The following is a 17,633-nucleotide window of genomic DNA, read 5'->3' as shown; positions in this document are numbered from 1 at the left end:
AAGCAAAAAAAAGCGCGAGTTCTGCCTGTTTTGCAAGCAAAATTCGCGCCTTTTCTCACCGTTCGAGCTTGTTCGCAAGCTCTCTCGTATTATTAGTGCGTGACTTTTGAACAACCTTTATTTAGAATACTTTCGTTGTCCATGACTCACAGTTCCACGTCTCTGTAACTACATCACGGTAGAATTCCGGTTCGTGGGAAATCAGAAGAATACTGCCTTTGTAAGCCTTGAGCGCACGTTTCAACTCTTCCTTGGCATCAACGTCCAGATGGTTCGTCGGCTCATCGAGTACAAGCAGGTTGGTTTCGTTATTGATCAACTTACAGAGACGCACTTTGGCTTTCTCGCCACCACTGAGTACAGCTACCTTGCTCTCAATGTGTTTTGTTGTCAAACCACATTTTGCAAGTGCAGCACGCACTTCGAATTGGGTATATGAAGGGAACTCCTGCCAGATCTCTTCAATACACGTATTGTAGTTGGCATCCTTCATCTCTTGTTGGAAGTAACCAATCTCCAGATGTTCACCGCGTTGAACGGTTCCTTCCAGAGCCTGAATTTCACCCAGAATACTGCGCATCAAGGTTGTTTTACCGATTCCGTTTGCACCAACGAGGGCAATCTTCTGTCCCCGTTCCATACGCAGATCCAGTGGTCTGGACAACGGTTCGTTATAACCAATCACAAGACCTTTGGTTTCGAAAATGAGCTTGCCAGACGTTCTTGCATCACGGAAGTTGAACTGTGGTTTCGGTTTTTCCTTGGCAATCTCGATGACTTCCATCTTGTCGAGTTTCTTCTGTCTGGACATTGCCATGTTACGGGTTGCCACACTTGCTTTGTTCCGAGCTACAAAATCCTTGAGGTCAGCAATTTCTTGTTGTTGGCGTTTGTAAGCCGACTCCAGCTGCTGTTTTCTCATCTCATGCACTTCCTGGAAGTGATCATAATCGCCCACATAACGGGTCAGATCCTGATTCTCCATGTGGTAGATCAAGTTGATAACACTGTTCAGGAACGGAATATCGTGTGAGATCAGAATAAAAGCATTCTCATATTCCTGCAAATAGCGTTTCAGCCATTCGATATGCAATTCATCCAGATAGTTCGTAGGCTCATCAAGGAGCAGAATATCCGGTTTTTCCAGCAGCAGCTTGGCAAGCAGTACTTTGGTACGTTGTCCACCACTCAGGTCATTGACGTCTTTATCCAGACCGATATCCGTCAGACCCAGACCACGTGCGGTTTCATCCACCTTGGCATCGATCATGTAGAAATCCTGGTTAGTCAGTGTATCCTGGATCGTGCCCACGTCTTCAAGAAGTTGTTCAAGCTCCTCGGGAGTTACATCGCCCATTTTGCCATACATATCATTCATTTCCTGTTCCATGTCGAACAAATACTGGAACGCGCCGCGAAGCACGTCACGGATGGATTGGCCTTTGTTCAATACAGCATGCTGGTCCAAATAACCAACACGCATCCGTTTGGACCACTCCACTTTGCCTTCATCTGGCTGAAGCTTTCCTGTAATAATGTTCATGAAGGTGGATTTACCTTCACCATTAGCCCCGATCAGACCAATATGTTCGCCCTTCAACAGGCGGAATGAAACGTCGTTAAAGATAGCACGGTCACCAAAACCGTGACTTAATTTTTCTACATTTAATATGCTCATTCATGACACCTTTTCTATATAGACTTAATTCTTTGTATATTATAAGCGTTATATCCTGCACAACTCAACGCCCTATTCAAAAATATTGCACCTTTTTGTCTGAAATTTGCCTTATATGAAAGGATGGGTTAAAATTTTGCCTTAACGAATTATTACTATATAGAACGGAGCTCTTCAAAGAGCATCAGGTGAAAAATATGATTGAAGTGAAACAATCCAAGTTGGGTGATGGTGGTGAGTTTAACCGCGGGGTCTTTGCTACCGTTGATATTGCGAAAGGAACGCTGATCCATCAGGCACCCGTCGTGCCTTACCCGAATGAAGATCATGAGCATGTCGAAAAAACGATTTTGGAAGATTACGTATTCGAATATGGGGCGAATCATACCGCCATTCTGCTCGGCTACGGCAGTCTGATCAACCACTCCTATGAACCTAACGCTACCTATGATATCAATTTTGATAACCACACCTTTGACTTCTACGCGTATACAGACATCAAGGCTGGCGAAGAAATCGTCATCAATTACAACGGTGAGGAAGACAGCATGGACCCGTTATGGTTCCTGGACGATTACGAGGAGCGTATGCTGGAGTTCAATAAGTCCAATGATGATGAGGGTGAAAAAGAGACCAACCCCCAATCCCAGGATACGGATACGAGTAAATAAACGTTAAACTCAAAAGTTCTGTCGTTGTAAATGCGAAAAAACTTGCGCCCCCGGTGAATTGTAAAATGAACACCTGGAATACTCTTCAGGGTGCAAAGTTTAAGCACGAAAATAAGCAAGCCCTCCGTGAACGGAAGACTTGCTTATTTGTGTTGTATTTCTTGGTAAGCGAGATATACTTGCTCAAATATCATTGTTTAGCGTGCATCTTAACTTGTTTTAATCCGTAATCGGAGGATCTGTGTGCAGATCAGTATCGGGTGGAGTGGATCTCCATTTGGTAAAGGCTACCTCGAACCCTGCACGCTTCGGTGAACACAGAAATGGGCCTGCGTGTTTATTCGTCGGATAGGCAAACCGTGCAACGCGAATCGTACGCCAAGGATGCTCATCTGTACGAGCCCGAATGACAACAGCCTCATTACTGTACGAGGCTCTGATCGTCACAATTCGTCCACCCCACTCAGGTACAGGAGATAGGGACCAATCCGAATATGTATCCGTCACGACAGCTCCAACATGAGCAACACCGTCATTAACCTCAACTCCGGCCTTGATCCATTGATCTTCTCCGTGCCATAACATCAACCCCGCCTGATCATATAATTCGGTGAATGAACTTAGATCAAAAGATACCTCAATCGCTTCCGTTCCGTCCCATGGAGCAAGTATGGCGTGTCCATCCCGATGACAGAACCCATAGAATGTTTCCTCCCAGAAGTCACTGCCTTCCCGAGCTTCCACAACGAAACGATCCCCATCCATCCGTGCGGCAACGGGTTCCTTCGTCCACTTGCCTTCAAGAAGTCCTACAAAATCCGATGACATCGTTATTTTCATCCTTCCGTCCCAAGGGGCTTTTATCATCATTTCTACACTAGAGAACCCAGGTCCGATGCAGCAGTAGGATATGCAAAATTCATGGTGTTTAACTGATCGATAGTCAGATCGAACTGAATAGCCATTGCAAAAAGGTTGATCAATTCTTCTGTCTTGCCCCCGAGTACATGCGCACCCAGAATGCGACCGGTTGATTTGTCGATCACCACTTTGGCCATGGAAAATTTTTCATGAGTTCTTTTGTAAGTATACCATTTCGACATATCATTTACCTGCACCTCATAGCCCTCTTTTTTGGCTTGTTCCGTGCTCATCCCTACAGAACCAAGTGCTGGGACAGTAAACACAATGGAAGGCATCACTTTATAATTGGGTTTGTGTTGATTTCCCTCCAACAAATTGAACGATACTGCCCGGGATTCCTGACCTGCTAACGGGGTCAAAGGCAACCCTTTCGTATCGGTTACATCGCCAGCAGCATAAACTCTCGGATTACTTTCGCTTTGCAAATACTCGTTCACCGTAATACCCTTTTTGCTGTAGCTAACGTTGCCTTTCTCCAATTCCAGCCCATCCACATTGGGAATACGCCCGGCTCCATGAACGACAAGTCCGCACTGCCACTGGTGATCTGCACCATTGCGTGTGCCATGAACGATATAGGCGTTCCCCTCTTGCCGTACGGACTTCACCTCTGCGTTCAAATGAACATGAATGCCGATCTCTTTCGATTTTTGCATTAAAGATTCAACCAGTTCCGCATCAAATGATTTCAGCGGCTGTTCACTCCGATGCAGGATATGGACTTCCGTCCCGGCTCTGGCCGCAATATGCGCAAATTCAAATGCAATGTATCCACCGCCTATCAGCACTAATCGATCAGGCAGCTGTTCCAGATCCAGAAAGTCATCACTATATATCAGATGCTCTGATCCCTCAATCTCAAGTGGCGCAGGTCTTGCACCAGTAGCAATCAGAATGTGTTTGCCATGAAGCACTTCTTCTCCCACTTGAATATGGTCTTCATCGACGAATGAAGCTTTACCATGGAACGTATCCATTCTTTCTTGTTTGAATTTATCCTCACTTGCTCTAGGTATGCTCTCGGTAAAGGTGCGTTTAAAGGCCATAAGTTCAGACCAGTTGATGGTCGCCTGTCCCTGAATACCTTTCCCTTGCATCCGTTCATTCCAGTCGATCAGCTCCGCGGCTCCGGCCAGCACTTTCTTGGGATCACAGCCGCGCAGTGCACAGGTTCCGCCGAACTCACGTTCATCAATTACAGCGATTTTCCAGCCAGCTTCAGCGCAACGGGTAATGACAGAACTTGCCGCGCTTCCTGTTCCAATTGCAATCAAGTCATAAGTTTCTTGTGTCATCATGGTTCCTCCTCATGCTTTTGATACATCTATTGCAGGGATGCCTGAAGTTACAGCAATCCAGCCTGTTTAAGGTACTCTGCTGCCACCTGTTCAGGATTCGCTCCCTCTACGTTCACGTCATAGTTCATCTGACGCATCTCATCGTCCGTAATTTTGCCAGCAAGCTGATTCAGCACCTCAACCAGTTGTGGATATTGATCTGCCGTTTCTTGACGAAGCATCGGCGCACCTTGATACGGCGGGAACAATTCCTGATCATCTTCCAGCACGACGAGTTCATATTGTCTCAACTCACTATCGGTGGAGTAAGCATCTACGAGATTGATATCGCCTCGTTGAACAGCTCCATAGCGAAGCTTCGGTTCCATGGTTGCAACGTTCGGGAATTCAATTCCATATTTCTTCTGAATACCAAGGTAACCGTCTTCCCGATCCGAGAATTCCAGCGTGAAACCTGCCTTCATTTGCTGTTCTACCGGTTTGAGATCCGAAATGGTCTTGAGATTGTATTGATCTGCGATGCTCTTTGGAACAGCCAACGTATACGTATTGTTGTAATCCATAGGGTTCAGCAGCACCATGTTGAACTGGCTCAGCATTCCATCTCTTGCCTGTTCGTACACCTCTGTCCGATCGGTGCTGACTGCTGTTTCCTTCATGAATTCGGAGATCGCTGTCCCGGTAAATTCGGGATAGATGTCAATATCACCCGACTTGAGTGCGTTGAAAAGGAATGGTGTTTTACCTAATCCGGGCTTAAGTTCAACGGTCAGATCCGTTTCTTTTTCGATCAGCAATTTATACATGTTAATCAGAATCTCCGGTTCAGCTCCCAGTTTGCCAGCAATTACGAGATCCTTCTGCCCTCCACGTGCCACGAAGGGAATGGTAATCACAAGTATTGCGATTAGAGCCAGCGAACCAAGGGTAACCAGCGTTTTCTTGAAGGATAACCGCTGGAACTGACGCAGTAGTACATCAAACAAAATAGCCAGCAATGCTGCCGGAATAGCTCCAAGGATGATCAGTGCGGTATCATTCCGATCAATACCCAGCAAGATTAATGCACCCAAGCCTCCTGCGCCGATCAAGGCTGCAAGTGTCGCCGTTCCTACAATCAGGACCATAGCCGTCCGAATTCCGGCCATAATGACAGGCATCGCCAGTGGCAGTTCCACTTTGATTAGACGTTGCCGACTATTCATGCCCATTGCATTCGCCGCTTCGACCATGGAAGGATCAACTTCGGATATGCCTGTGTACGTATTGCGGAGTACAGGAAGCAGCGCATACACCACAAGTGCAATGATTGCAGGAAGTGTTCCTATACCAAACAATGGGATGAGTAATCCGAGAAGCGCCAGGGATGGTATAGTCTGCAACACAGCTGTAATCCCAATAATGGGTTCAGCGACTCTTGGTTTGCGTGTAAGGTATATACCAAGCGGAATGGCGATAAGGACAGCGAAGAACAATGCGATAAAAGAGATCTGAATATGTTCCAGAAGAGCAGACAATAATTGGCCTTTACGCTCGCTGAACACCTCCGTGAATCTACTCATGTCCCTCACCTCGTTCCTGTAACTGTTCAGACCAGTATTTCATCAGATCTGCCCGATTGATCTCGCCAATAATCTGTCGGTTACGTTCAACCAGCAAATGGTCGTGAGAACTCATAATCTCAACCAACTCCGGTAAGGTAGTTGATACGGGAACGGCAGTTTTAGCTGACTTTGGCACATGACCCGGTGAGAGTGGTGACATGATGGTTTCCAGATCAAATACGAATGGTGGACTCGTGTCCGCATCAGGACCTCCAACAAATTCACGTACGAAATCATTAGCTGGCTGTCGGATCAGTTCTTCCGGGGTGCCTACCTGCAGAACCTGTCCATCCTTCATAATGCAGATGCGATCACCCAGCTTCATCGCTTCCTGAATATCATGGGTGACAAACACAATTGTTTTTTTCATCTGGCGCTGGATATCCAGAATATCGTCCTGCAATTTCTCACGGCTCATCGGATCGAGTGCACTGAATGGTTCATCCATCAATACAATCTCGGGATCGGCAGCGAGTGCACGCAACACTCCAATTCGCTGCTGCTGTCCACCAGATAGTTCGGCAGGTTTGCGCTCACTGTACGTATCTCCATGCAATCCAACCATGTCCAGTAGCGTATGTACGCGCTGCTTGATCTGATCTGACTTCCATTTTCGCAGCTCAGGAACAACCGCAATATTTTCGGCAATCGTCATATGCGGGAATAGTGCAATCTGTTGCAGCACATATCCGATATTCCAGCGCAATTCGTGAATGTTGTATTCATCAATTGAGCGTTCATTAATGAGCACTGCTCCATCTGTTCGCTCAATCAGGCGATTGATCATTTTGAGCATGGTGGTTTTGCCACATCCACTCGGACCAATCATGACAAACAATTCTCCCTTGTTAATGTTGAGGTTAACCTGACGCAAAGCCGTAGTTCCATCAGGATATTGTTTTGATACATTTTCGAACTGAATCATCCGCTCTCTTCGCCCCTTTATCAAACCTTTATCAAACATTCATTCTCATCTATTTCCCCAAAAGTGTGTTCGTATAATCACTGCTGTCCGTCGTGCCTGTGGTTATGCATAGATCCATATTTCAATCAACGATGTCAACATGCTGGTAGACAGGCAAAAAGACGGGCACTAGGCACCGTCTTCTCTTTAATTACAATATGTTTCTTCCATTAATTCCATACTGCCATATGATTTTGAACAAATTGCTCCATTGAGATTGGGCCATTCCCCGTCAATCTCAGCACGGTATCCGTTACTTGATCTTCGCGGCCTTCTTCACGGATGGCAATATCCAACCCTGCCAGAGCTGTTGCATAGTCTTCAGGCATCCCGGCTTGAATCATGCTGTTCCTCAGTTCATCGTCGGACAAAGATTCATGCTGGATGGACTGACCCAGTAAACGACTAATGATGTTGGAAACCTGCCCATAGGACAACGTCTCCGGCCCTGTAATCATATGCTCTGTATTATGAGGAATAACATCTGTAAGTGCTCGGAAGGCAACAGTTGCAATATCATCTGCGCTGACAAAACCGATTTTCCCGTCACCCGTAGCACTGTAGATTTTACCGAGTTGCTTCATCGTCTCCCGATGCGGTCCCTCCGTAAAATTCTCCATAAAATAAGATGGTTGGAGAACAGCCCACTCGGGAGCATGCGCTTTTAAATACTGATGTACTTTGCCAAATATGGGACCATTCTCGTCGATCGAAGCACTGCCGAGCAAGACAAATCGCTTAACGCCGCTCCACAATGCTTCCTTGATGAACGGAATCATGACGTCTTCTGGATTCATGTCCATGACTGGCACGACAAGGTACACCTGGTTCACATTTTTCAATGCCTGAGCATACGTATCGGAATCGTACCAATCGAAATAGACATAGTTATCACCAGAACCAGAAAGAGATGCTTTAGTTCTTCCTGCCAAGCGCACCGGATATTGTTGCTTTTGAAGTATAGCCGCAACACGGCTTCCTGTTTTTCCATTAGCCCCTGTAATCAGTGTCACCGGTTTATCATTATTCATGTTTACTTCCTCCTAAGTCCGATTCAATTACGATCATCGGATTCCAATAGTCTTTATAATGTGTAATTTTTCCATTCTTGTGGCTCACCACAGAAATGTAGGTTTGGTTGTATGGCTTGCCTGTAACTAATGAGCGCCCTGTACAAGTAAATTCAGCCACAAACTGTTGTTTCGTGGAATCGGCCAAGATTACCGGTTCAGAAAACTGCTGGATTTCAATCATCCCCAACAGATTATGAACATGATTCGCAAGTTCGGCTTTGCCTTCCAGTTTCTGAGGATATCCTGCTGGTGCATATGGGAATTCGAAGATAGCCTCAGATGTATATAGGTTCAACCACTGTTCCAGTTTTCCTTCCAGTAACAATTGAGTAAATCCGTGCATGATCTGATGCGGTATACTATCTGCTTCCAACTGCTGAAATTGTGTCCTCCTTACTTCCTCCTTCAGTTTTGTTTGGCGAATTTTTTCAGACCAATCAGTCTATAAAAGTTAAAAAATAAACGCCTTACGCGTTCATTTTCAAAAAAACATTTATGAAGGTTCATGCTCAAATCATGTGAATCGTTAATCCATAGCCTTTAGAGTCATTTGTACAAAATCTCGCAGCGCTTCTACACTTGCACCGCTCTTCGCCGTAAAGGTCAATGAGAGTCGGGAATAATTCAGATAACGGGCAAGCCCAGGCAATTCTTCCTCTGCGTGCTTCAATTCACCATTCCTCTGGCCTCGTAACAGCGCAATATGAAAAACATCTTCCATTTGTTGATTAGTGGTTTGAATAAAGGATGCGATTTCGTGATTTTGTGGTGCCTGTTCCACCGCGCTATTAATGATAAAACATTCATTACGACGTTCATCGTCTGTGAGCACGTTAATCACTTCGTTGAACAACTCTGCCATGCCTTGCCTCACACTTGTGCACTCGTTTAATAGTCTGATGCCCGCTTCTGTCTTCTGCTGAATATAGAATTTAAGCGCAGAGACAAATAAATCATGTTTCGTTCCATATGTGTCATACAGGCTTTGCCGCGCAATGCCAAGTTCACTCAGCAGTAAGCTCAAAGATGTACCTTCATAACCATACGCTCCAAATACGGACGTTGCTTTTCTTAGAACAGTTTCCGTGTCAAATTCCTTGGCTCTTCCCAATTTCAGACCTCACCTCCCTGTTCATTAAATAAAGAATACCTTTTCCAGACTGATCAGTCAAGAAAATAAATGCTTTGATTTTTCACAAAGTGGTATAATGAGAATAGAAGCTGAATGAGCTCTTTTACCACTTATAACCACGACCACATATAAAGGAGTGTACCCATATGTATATTGAAATTACAGACCTGGCTGCAAAACGATTGACGGAAAGCCTGAATGATCAACCTGGATACTTCAAAGTAATCTATGATCTGGAAGGTTGCGGATGTAACGGAGTTATCGCGATTATCATTGTCGATGAACTCGCGGCTCTTGATGCTCAGATTGAAACCAATCTGGTTCCGTTCTATGTTGATCCGAAACAGCAACTGAACCTGGAACAACACATGAAGCTGGATACAGAAGAAAATTATCCTTCCTTCAAATTAAGCAGTGACTCCGGCGTGCTCAGCGGTAATGTTCGTGTGCGCGATACCCGTGCCGTAACTGTGGGAAGCTCCGGTGGATCTGACGCTTGCATGTTGTAACCCAGTCTCCAGCATAATTGCAGTAATCTAGCATTATCTCTTCACAACAAAAGCCGTTGCATCTACTAATGCAACGGCTTTTAATGTTCTTTTCTTTATATACCTCTTATCAGAGTTGCAAAAAAGACTCTATAAAAGATAGATAAACTAAATATTTACACGAAACGGAGAGGACAGAAAAAACCTGAAGAAGCGTAGCGCTCGCCTTTATCCCCGGATTTTCACCATTATAAATTGATCAAACAATCAGGGGATAACAGCGATCGGAAGGTCGTTCTGTCATCAAAGTGGCAGGGTAAATACCCTCTAGTTAGATTTTATAGCAAACTTTGTTTACAACTCGGAAACAATTAGAGAACCTATGGATATAATCCTCTAGTATACTCGGTATATAGATTCATATATTCCGAGGAGGAACACACATCATGAAACCTTTTACTCGTAAATCCATCATATCTACAATTCTCATAGGCTCTGTTGTAGCAGGTTCTGCTTTTACTACGTTTCCCATCACTTCAAACCTGAATCCCGTCGCGTCTGCTGCTAGCTCCAGCTTCACTCAATTTCTGCATGATAATGCACCTGGTCGTACGATCAAAACCATCAAAAATGTGGCAACCGTGACCAATGTTTCCAGTACAGTTGTGCTTGTCAATAAAAAGAGAAATCTGCCTTCAACTTACGCACCACAAGATTTGGTTGTACCTAATATTCCTTTTAGCTTCTCAGGCTCAAGTCCGAAGAAACAGATGCGTAAAGTGGCTGCAACCGCAATTGAAAAATTATTTGCCGCTGCCAAAAAAGACGGCATTGATATCAAAGCCGTGTCTGGTTATCGCTCTTATGCGACTCAGAAATCAATCTTTGACCGGAATGCCAGCATCAAAGGTGAAGCTGTTGCCAATAAAACAAGTGCTCGTCCAGGACAAAGCGAACATCAAACGGGTCTTGCAATGGATATCTCCAGCGCTTCCGCCGGTTATGATCTTCAGCAAAGCTTCGGCAACACCAAAGAAGGCAAATGGCTAAAAGCCAATGCCCACAAATACGGATTCATCATTCGTTATGGCAAAGATCAAGAGAAATTAACGGGTTATTCCTATGAGCCATGGCATGTACGTTATGTCGGAGTCTATATTGCTGGTGAAATTACCAATCAGAAACTTACGCTGGAGCAATATTTGGAACGAGCCAAATAAGGTAGGTATCTACCTTATCTTTAGTCAGCTATTTGATCAGATAAAAGAAGGATGAATATAGATATCAAGGCTGAAATTGAAGATGGGGCCGATAGTGGCCCCATCTTCAATTTCAATCTTTTTCATTTTGAACACATCATCACGTCCCAACGATTCTCCTAAAGACCAGTGGCAATCTCTTCAGACTTTCAGTTCCAGCCCAAGAGCCTGCGCCAGCAAGTAGTGCATTATGGCACAAATACAGTGCGACATTGTACACGATTGAACCCAAAATAATCTCCATAATGACAAAACGTTTCAACGTTGAAGATTGGATCACATATACCCGAAATTCATGCGGGTCATGCCCTCCCTTAAATCTTGTGATGAGAGCTTTCATGAATCACCTCTAGTGTTTTATTTTAACGTATGGCAGGCAATCCTTGTCTTATTCAAAAATAATACTTACATAAAGTAACTAAGTGTGTTATAGTAATTTTATAAATCATACATAAGCGAGGGAAACCATCATGAGTGAGTTCGAGAACCTGGTTAAAAACCGCAGGTCGGCTGTTATTTTTGAAGAAGGAATTGAGATTTCGGAGTCTGAACTGCAAGAGATGTTTGCCCTGAACAAATTTGCACCATCTGCCTTTAACCTGCAACACACCCACTATCTTGTGATCAAAGACGAGGAACAGAAAGAGAAAGTTTATGAAGCTTCCCAGCAATATAAAGTAAAAACAGCTTCTGCGGTCATCGTGGTTCTGGGCGATGTCAACGCACACCATCATATCCGCACCATTAACGAAGGTTTGCTGAATCTGGGCGCCCTCACTCCGTTCCAATATGAGCAAGAATCCCAAAGTGTAACCGAATTTTACGAATCTCGCGGCAGGTTCTTCCAACGTGAGGATGCGATTCGCAATGCCAGCCTGTCTGCCATGCAGTTGATGCTGATCGCTCAAGATCGCGGTTGGGACACCTGTCCAATGATTGGTTTTGACGCAGAAGAATTACAACAAAGCTTGGATATCCCTAATCATTACGTACCGGTTATGTTGATTACCATCGGCAAAAAGTCGGAAGCCAAACAACGTCCGCGCGGTTACCGTAAACCAATCAATGAATATGTTAGCTTCAATAAAATGCACGCTGAATAAACAGATAACCTGCCAAACTAACAAAGCAAAAAGCCACGGTTTCGTGGCTTTAATACGTTTCATAGATTAATGTGTCCAACATATGAAATTCATCGTCAAACTCCGCGTATATGTACAATCGACCAGCAGGTGTATCCCCCGCATCATATCCCAATCGAAGGTAACGATCTCCCTGAAATTCTGCATCAGCCAAAACCAATTCACTGATATCCTCGTCCGGATGGGCCTCGGCAATGGTTTTAAGGGCCTGCTCCTGAAGCATGTCCCATCGATCCCACGTCGCTTCCATATATGGAGACAATTCCTCCATCTCAGCCTTGGTTGAAACCTGTGCAGTGACTACCAGTTCTTTATCCTGAATATGTAAGCGCATCTGATAGTTGGACATTGATGCGTCATACTGAAACACACCCATCCCCTGAACTTCATGATTGGATTCAAAAATCAGATTGTCTGCATATTGCAGTCTCTCCAGCTTGGGATTAACGCTATAATCCAACTCGGTTAATTTGTTCTCGGAACAATAAAGCTCTCTTAATTGCACGTTATGACGAAGATCCAGCTTGCTAATATGGTTGTTAAAACAACGGATACTCTCCAGAGCCAGATTTAAAGTAAGATCCAGCTGTTTGATATGGTTGTGATTACATCGAAGTTCAAGCAAGTTTGGACAGCCGGATACATCGAGATCCAACATGTAATTGTTAGCGCAATCCAGTCGCCGCAGGTGTATATTGTGTTCAAGCTCAAGCGTGAAAAGAGCATTATAACTGCAGCTCAGTTCCTCCAACTGCTCAAGGCGCTCCAAAGCCAGCTCCGACAACATATTCCAATGGCACTCCAGCGTGACAAGTTTGGAATTATGAGAAAGATCCAATTGGCGAAGTCGATTAAAGCTGCAATCGAGTACCTGCAATTCTGAATTGGAGTGGAGGTCCAGAGTAAGAAGCTGATTCTCTCTGCAACGTAACGTCCTGAGCATGTGATTCTGAGCAAGATCCAGACCCGTCAATTGGTTATAGGCACAATCCAACTCTTGAAGACCTTTGAAATACTCAATCCCGTCCAGATTACTAATATCGTGATTTGAAAGCTGCAATGTCTCAACCTCACGAACATCACTCTCCTGAATAAATCCCCTCTCATTACAAAAACGATCCAACACAACTTGCCTGAACCGTTCATCCGTGAAGGCATAGGTGATATCCATATCTCACTCTTCCCCTCCTGTTCTCTTAAAACATCCTTTAACATATCCTTCCTATTCTACGAGTTTTGGTACGGGGAATCAATTCATTATGCAATATTTTTTATACCATGTTAGCATCCAATATGTAAGAGAAAACCATATTGAGAGGAAGATTTCCATGCAAATGTATATCGAAAACCTCCCGTCGTGTCGCCTTGCCTATGTTCGACAAGTGGGGCCTTACGGTCCGGCCAATGCCCAAGCGATGAATACACTCAAACAATGGGCAGACAAAAACCAATTGCTTCATGAATCAGCAACATTACTGGGCATCCCCCAAGATGACCCGACTACCACACCACCCGAAGAATGTAGATATGATGCCTGTATTGTTATCACGGAATCTAAACGTCTGGAAGATGACATAGTTGAGATTGGCGAGTTATCAGGCGGAGACTATCTCATCTGTAAGGTGAGACATACGGCAGAAGATATTCAGCAGGCTTGGAATGTGATCATTCCCCATTTGCATGCAAGTGGTTATGTGATGGACAACAAACCAGTTATTGAACGGTATCGATGGGAACTGCTCCATCAGCATTGGTGCGAAATATGTGTGCCTGTGAGGCCTGTGTAATCCATGTTATGAAAAAACGAAAAAAGTGACTTCAAGTTGAAGTCACTTTCTCGATTAAATACTATTAATACTATATAAGTTGAACTAATCATTTACACGATAACGGAGAGGACAGAAAAAACCTGAAAAAGCGAAGCGTTCGCCTAAAAGCTTTCTGAAAGAAAGCTGCATCGGAAGCATACGCTATCCCCGGAATTTCCCCTTCGAAAAAGGGAATCAAAAAAAAATCCGGTGATAACAGCGATTGGAAGGTTATTTTGTCATCGTAGTGTCAGTGTAAATAATCTTTAGTTCAAGTTATATAGCCAGATTAGAAATTAAAATGCCCAGTTGCCTTTACGGAATACCGGCTCGATTGTGCCATCCTGTAACTCACCATCGATATCCAGCTCTGCGGAACCGATCATGAAATCGACGTGGGTCAGACTCACATTGCACTCATGCTTCAACAATTCATCGTTAGACATCGTAGTGCCATCTTTCATGTTGAATGGATACGCACTTCCCACAGCCAAATGGCAAGATGCATTTTCATCAATGCCCGTATTATAGAAAATACGATTCAAGTTGGAGATCGGGGAGTCATGAGGCACGAGTGCCACTTCACCCAGATAACGTGCTCCTTCATCCGTGGCAAAGAGGTTCTTCAGATGCTCTTCACCAGATGCTGCCGTAAAGGCAACAACTTGTCCGTCCTTGAAGGTGATTCTCATCTGGTCAACCAGTTGCCCGTTTAGGTTCAGAGGCATGGTGCTGCTAACATAACCGTTCACCCCACTGCGCTTAGGCATGGTGAATACTTCTTCAGTCGGCATATTGGCAACCGTGTATACGCCTTGTTTATTTTCGCTGCCACCACCGCCCCAGATATGATTGTTAACCAATTCGATTTTCAGGTCTGTACCTGGCGCACGGTAATGCAGGCTCTTATAGTTCTTTTGGTTCAGGAGATCACTCATGGTATTCAGGGTATCCAGATGCTCTCTCCAATTTTGTACGGCGTCTCGGCCATCAACACGGTTCATTTTGAAGATGGTTTCCCACATCACATTGATTCGTTCTTCTTCCGGGATGTCGGCAAACACTTTGTTCGCCCAAGCCTTGGTCGGTGCTTTGATCAAACACCAGCTAATTTCATGATTACGTGTATATTTGGAATATCCTTTACGTGCTTGAGCAGCAGCCTTAGTCGCACGGGAGACGTTGTCCGAATTAATCCCATTGTACAGATCCGGGTCAGGTACTTTGATCGTCAATGTTGCTCCGCCGGCTTCAGCGAACTTCTCCATCATGTCGCCTTTCCAGGCCGGATAGTAGTCAAAACTGTCATCCGAGCCATGTTCGAAACGACTGCGGGTAATGTTATCATCATCGAATTCCACTTGCACGTACTTCGCTCCGGCTGCATACGCTTTTTGAACAATCAAACGTGTGAATTCAAGCGATTCGATGGGGGCAGTGACGAGCAAGTCCTGTCCTTTTTGAATATTTACACCGACTTTGACAACCAGTTCCGCGTATTGTTCCAATGACTTTTCAAAGGTTTGTTCAAATTGACTCATGGTTGTGTTCACTCCTGTTTCATATATTATGACATGGTTTGCAAGTGACTTGGAATCTGCTGATTGGCCGTTACAGCGAAGGATCGTTCTTTAGATCGTCGTTGTCTCCAAATTTTCTTCATCGTATTTTTCAAAGGTTAAAATTCGGAGACAAATACGACCGCTTTCGCTTCTGCAGAATCGAATCCTTCTCTTTCACTCCGCAGACTTAATTTCCAAAATTTTATACAAAATGATTTATACATTACGTTTTTCTTGTTCACGTAACTCAATCCGGCGGATTTTACCAGAGTTGGTCTTCGGCAGATCCATAACAAATTCGATCTTGCGTGGATACTTGTAAGGTGCTGTAATTTCTTTGACATGGTGCTGCAATTCACGCATCAGTTCTGGTGAAGCCAGTGAATCATCTCGCAGTACAACAAAAGCTTTCACCACATTGCCACGGATCTCATCCGGACTTGCAACCACCGCGCATTCCTTCACACTGGCGTGTTTCATAAGTGCTTCTTCCACTTCAAATGGTCCGATGGTGTAACCCGAACTGATGATGATATCGTCACTGCGACCTTCAAACCAGAAGTAACCTTCTTCGTCTTTACGTGCACGGTCCCCTGTTACAAAATAATCGCCACGCTGACTCGCTTCCTTCCGTCCCTCATCCTGATAATAGGATCGGAACAAAGCCGGCATCTCTTTGTGTACCGCGATATCTCCAACTTCACCCGCAGGTACAGGTTGTCCCTCTTCATCGATGATTTCAATCAACCCAGGTGTAATCGACTGACCCATCGAACCAATACGTACAGGCGCATCTTTGAGACTGCCGATCAACAACGTGCTCTCGGTCTGTCCATATCCGTCTCGAATAGTGAGGTCAAAGTGACGCTGGAAGATTTCAATGACTTCCTGATTGAGCGGTTCACCCGCTGAAACAGCACTGCGCAGATGGGACAGATCATAATGTCCAAGATCATCGGCTTTGGCCATTAACCGATATTCGGTTGGTGTACAGCATAGAACATTAATTTGATGTTCCTGCATCAATTCCAGGTAACGCTTGGGTTGGAATGATCCATTGTAGACCAGTCCGGTCGCGCCTCTTCCGAGTACCGACAGGAACGGACTCCAGATCCATTTTTGCCAGCCAGGTGCCGCTGTTGCCCATACGGTATCTGAAGGCTGAATATCCAGCCATAGTGAAGAAGCGATCCGCAGGTGGGCATATCCCCAACCGTGGCTATGTACAACTCCTTTGGGATTACCTGTTGTGCCCGAAGTATAGGCAAGAATAGCTGTATCATCACGGTGAGTGTCCACTGCAGCCATCTCTTCAGGTTGATTTTGCATTAACTCATGCACATTGACCCAACCTTCAGCAGGTACGCCAACTTCACCATTAGGAGATGCTACGATACGATGTGCCAGTGACGGCAGATCCGCGTCCATCTTTTCCACTTCCGAGGTTGTCTCGGACCATACAATAACAGCCCGCGCCTCAGAGTGACGCAGACGATATTCCAGATCTTTAGCCCGTAACATCTCAGAGGACGGAATAACGGCAATCCCCAATTTAAGACAAGCAATGTAAATGACATAGGCAATGATACGGCGTGGTACCATGACCAGCACCCGATCACCCTTCACCAGTCCTAGTTCACGCAAACCTCCAGCAAGACGATTCGCCTGCTTGAACAAATCACCATACGTGATCTCTTCCAATTCTCGTTGATCGCTGAGCCATCTAAGTGCAATCCGGTCTGATGGATGATTCTCCATCTCGGATGTCAGGTTATAGCTTTCAGGCGAAATCCACTGTTCAAAGTTCAAATGGAGCCTCTCCTTCGTAGTTCAAATGTAAAGCTTCTATATATTATACCCTAAATCCTAGGACCAGGTGCTATGAACTAGGCTCATTCCAAAAAAATAAACATAGGTCAATTAATGAACTATTATAATAGATCTTATCCTATAAAGAAAATGACATATAAAAAAATGGCACCTTCCTGGTTATCAGGACGGCACCATTTCATATTAATTTTCTATTACCA

17 protein-coding genes are annotated in these 17,633 nt (G+C 44.7%); 5 read left to right on the top strand and 12 right to left on the bottom strand.

What is annotated here, in order from left to right; translation table 11 throughout:
- Nucleotides 1-121: 121 nt before the first annotated feature.
- Entirely contained in the window at nt 122-1,678 is a 1,557-nt protein-coding gene (locus MKX40_RS13290) for an ABC-F family ATP-binding cassette domain-containing protein (protein ID WP_253434780.1), read from the bottom strand.
- A 197-nt stretch (nt 1,679-1,875) separates the two neighbouring features.
- On the opposite strand from MKX40_RS13290, the gene MKX40_RS13285 reads away from it, so the two are divergent.
- Nucleotides 1,876-2,349, top strand: coding sequence for an SET domain-containing protein (locus MKX40_RS13285; RefSeq protein WP_339242197.1), 474 nt, complete (start codon nt 1,876-1,878; stop codon nt 2,347-2,349).
- A 219-nt stretch (nt 2,350-2,568) separates the two neighbouring features.
- Here MKX40_RS13285 and MKX40_RS13280 read toward each other — a convergent pair whose 3' ends face one another.
- The 7 genes from MKX40_RS13280 to MKX40_RS13250 form a co-directional block, all read right to left on the bottom strand.
- On the bottom strand, nt 2,569-3,177 hold the full coding sequence (locus MKX40_RS13280; RefSeq protein ID WP_339242195.1) for a DUF1349 domain-containing protein: 609 nt from the start codon (nt 3,175-3,177) through the stop codon (nt 2,569-2,571).
- 44 nt (nt 3,178-3,221) lie between these two features.
- Nucleotides 3,222-4,568 (bottom strand): NAD(P)/FAD-dependent oxidoreductase, encoded by a 1,347-nt coding sequence (locus MKX40_RS13275; protein ID WP_339243045.1) that lies wholly within the window; start codon nt 4,566-4,568, stop codon nt 3,222-3,224.
- A gap of 50 nt (nt 4,569-4,618) precedes the next feature.
- Nucleotides 4,619-6,133: an osmoprotectant update ABC transporter permease/substrate-binding subunit OpuFB gene (gene opuFB, locus MKX40_RS13270; protein ID WP_339242193.1), complete on the bottom strand. Its 1,515-nt coding sequence runs from the start codon at nt 6,131-6,133 to the stop codon at nt 4,619-4,621.
- Complete coding sequence (locus tag MKX40_RS13265) at nt 6,126-7,100, bottom strand: ABC transporter ATP-binding protein (protein WP_339242191.1); 975 nt, start codon at nt 7,098-7,100, stop codon at nt 6,126-6,128. The genes opuFB and MKX40_RS13265 overlap by 8 nt, the downstream gene beginning before the upstream one ends.
- Before the next feature lie 209 nt (nt 7,101-7,309).
- Nucleotides 7,310-8,170 (bottom strand): ergot alkaloid biosynthesis protein, encoded by an 861-nt coding sequence (locus MKX40_RS13260; protein ID WP_339242189.1) that lies wholly within the window; start codon nt 8,168-8,170, stop codon nt 7,310-7,312.
- Nucleotides 8,163-8,585, bottom strand: coding sequence for a nuclear transport factor 2 family protein (locus MKX40_RS13255; protein ID WP_339242187.1), 423 nt, complete (start codon nt 8,583-8,585; stop codon nt 8,163-8,165). The genes MKX40_RS13260 and MKX40_RS13255 overlap by 8 nt, the downstream gene beginning before the upstream one ends.
- Nucleotides 8,586-8,738: 153 nt before the next feature.
- Nucleotides 8,739-9,323, bottom strand: coding sequence for a TetR/AcrR family transcriptional regulator (locus MKX40_RS13250; RefSeq protein WP_339242184.1), 585 nt, complete (start codon nt 9,321-9,323; stop codon nt 8,739-8,741).
- Nucleotides 9,324-9,490: 167 nt separating this feature from the next.
- Between MKX40_RS13250 and MKX40_RS13245 the strand changes: the two genes are divergently transcribed.
- Both MKX40_RS13245 and MKX40_RS13240 read left to right on the top strand, forming a co-directional pair.
- Nucleotides 9,491-9,853, top strand: a complete 363-nt coding sequence (locus MKX40_RS13245) for an iron-sulfur cluster biosynthesis family protein (protein ID WP_339242182.1) — start codon at nt 9,491-9,493, stop codon at nt 9,851-9,853.
- 425 nt (nt 9,854-10,278) lie between these two features.
- Entirely contained in the window at nt 10,279-11,052 is a 774-nt protein-coding gene (locus tag MKX40_RS13240) for a M15 family metallopeptidase (protein ID WP_339242180.1), read from the top strand.
- Between the two features lie 139 nt (nt 11,053-11,191).
- Here MKX40_RS13240 and MKX40_RS13235 read toward each other — a convergent pair whose 3' ends face one another.
- Nucleotides 11,192-11,431, bottom strand: a complete 240-nt coding sequence (locus MKX40_RS13235; RefSeq protein WP_339242178.1) for a hypothetical protein — start codon at nt 11,429-11,431, stop codon at nt 11,192-11,194.
- A gap of 130 nt (nt 11,432-11,561) precedes the next feature.
- Between MKX40_RS13235 and MKX40_RS13230 the strand changes: the two genes are divergently transcribed.
- Nucleotides 11,562-12,194, top strand: a complete 633-nt coding sequence (locus tag MKX40_RS13230; RefSeq protein WP_339242177.1) for a nitroreductase family protein — start codon at nt 11,562-11,564, stop codon at nt 12,192-12,194.
- Nucleotides 12,195-12,243: 49 nt separating this feature from the next.
- Here MKX40_RS13230 and MKX40_RS13225 read toward each other — a convergent pair whose 3' ends face one another.
- Nucleotides 12,244-13,404 (bottom strand): leucine-rich repeat domain-containing protein, encoded by a 1,161-nt coding sequence (locus MKX40_RS13225; protein ID WP_339242175.1) that lies wholly within the window; start codon nt 13,402-13,404, stop codon nt 12,244-12,246.
- 157 nt (nt 13,405-13,561) lie between these two features.
- Here MKX40_RS13225 and MKX40_RS13220 point away from each other — a divergent pair, with 157 nt between their 5' ends.
- The gene (locus MKX40_RS13220; RefSeq protein WP_339242173.1) at nt 13,562-14,020 is read left to right on the top strand and encodes a GyrI-like domain-containing protein; all 459 of its coding nucleotides are present in this window, start codon (nt 13,562-13,564) and stop codon (nt 14,018-14,020) included.
- Nucleotides 14,021-14,337: 317 nt separating this feature from the next.
- Here MKX40_RS13220 and MKX40_RS13215 read toward each other — a convergent pair whose 3' ends face one another.
- Both MKX40_RS13215 and MKX40_RS13210 read right to left on the bottom strand, forming a co-directional pair.
- The gene (locus MKX40_RS13215) at nt 14,338-15,582 is read right to left on the bottom strand and encodes an aminopeptidase (RefSeq protein ID WP_339242171.1); all 1,245 of its coding nucleotides are present in this window, start codon (nt 15,580-15,582) and stop codon (nt 14,338-14,340) included.
- Nucleotides 15,583-15,819: 237 nt separating this feature from the next.
- Nucleotides 15,820-17,361 (bottom strand): acyl--CoA ligase, encoded by a 1,542-nt coding sequence (locus MKX40_RS13210; RefSeq protein ID WP_339243043.1) that lies wholly within the window; start codon nt 17,359-17,361, stop codon nt 15,820-15,822.
- Nucleotides 17,362-17,633: the final 272 nt, after the last annotated feature.

Origin of the sequence: Paenibacillus sp. FSL R5-0517 (genome assembly GCF_037974355.1) — a bacterium.
GTDB lineage: Bacteria > Bacillota > Bacilli > Paenibacillales > Paenibacillaceae > Paenibacillus.
This window is presented reverse-complemented; position numbering and strand designations above follow the sequence as displayed.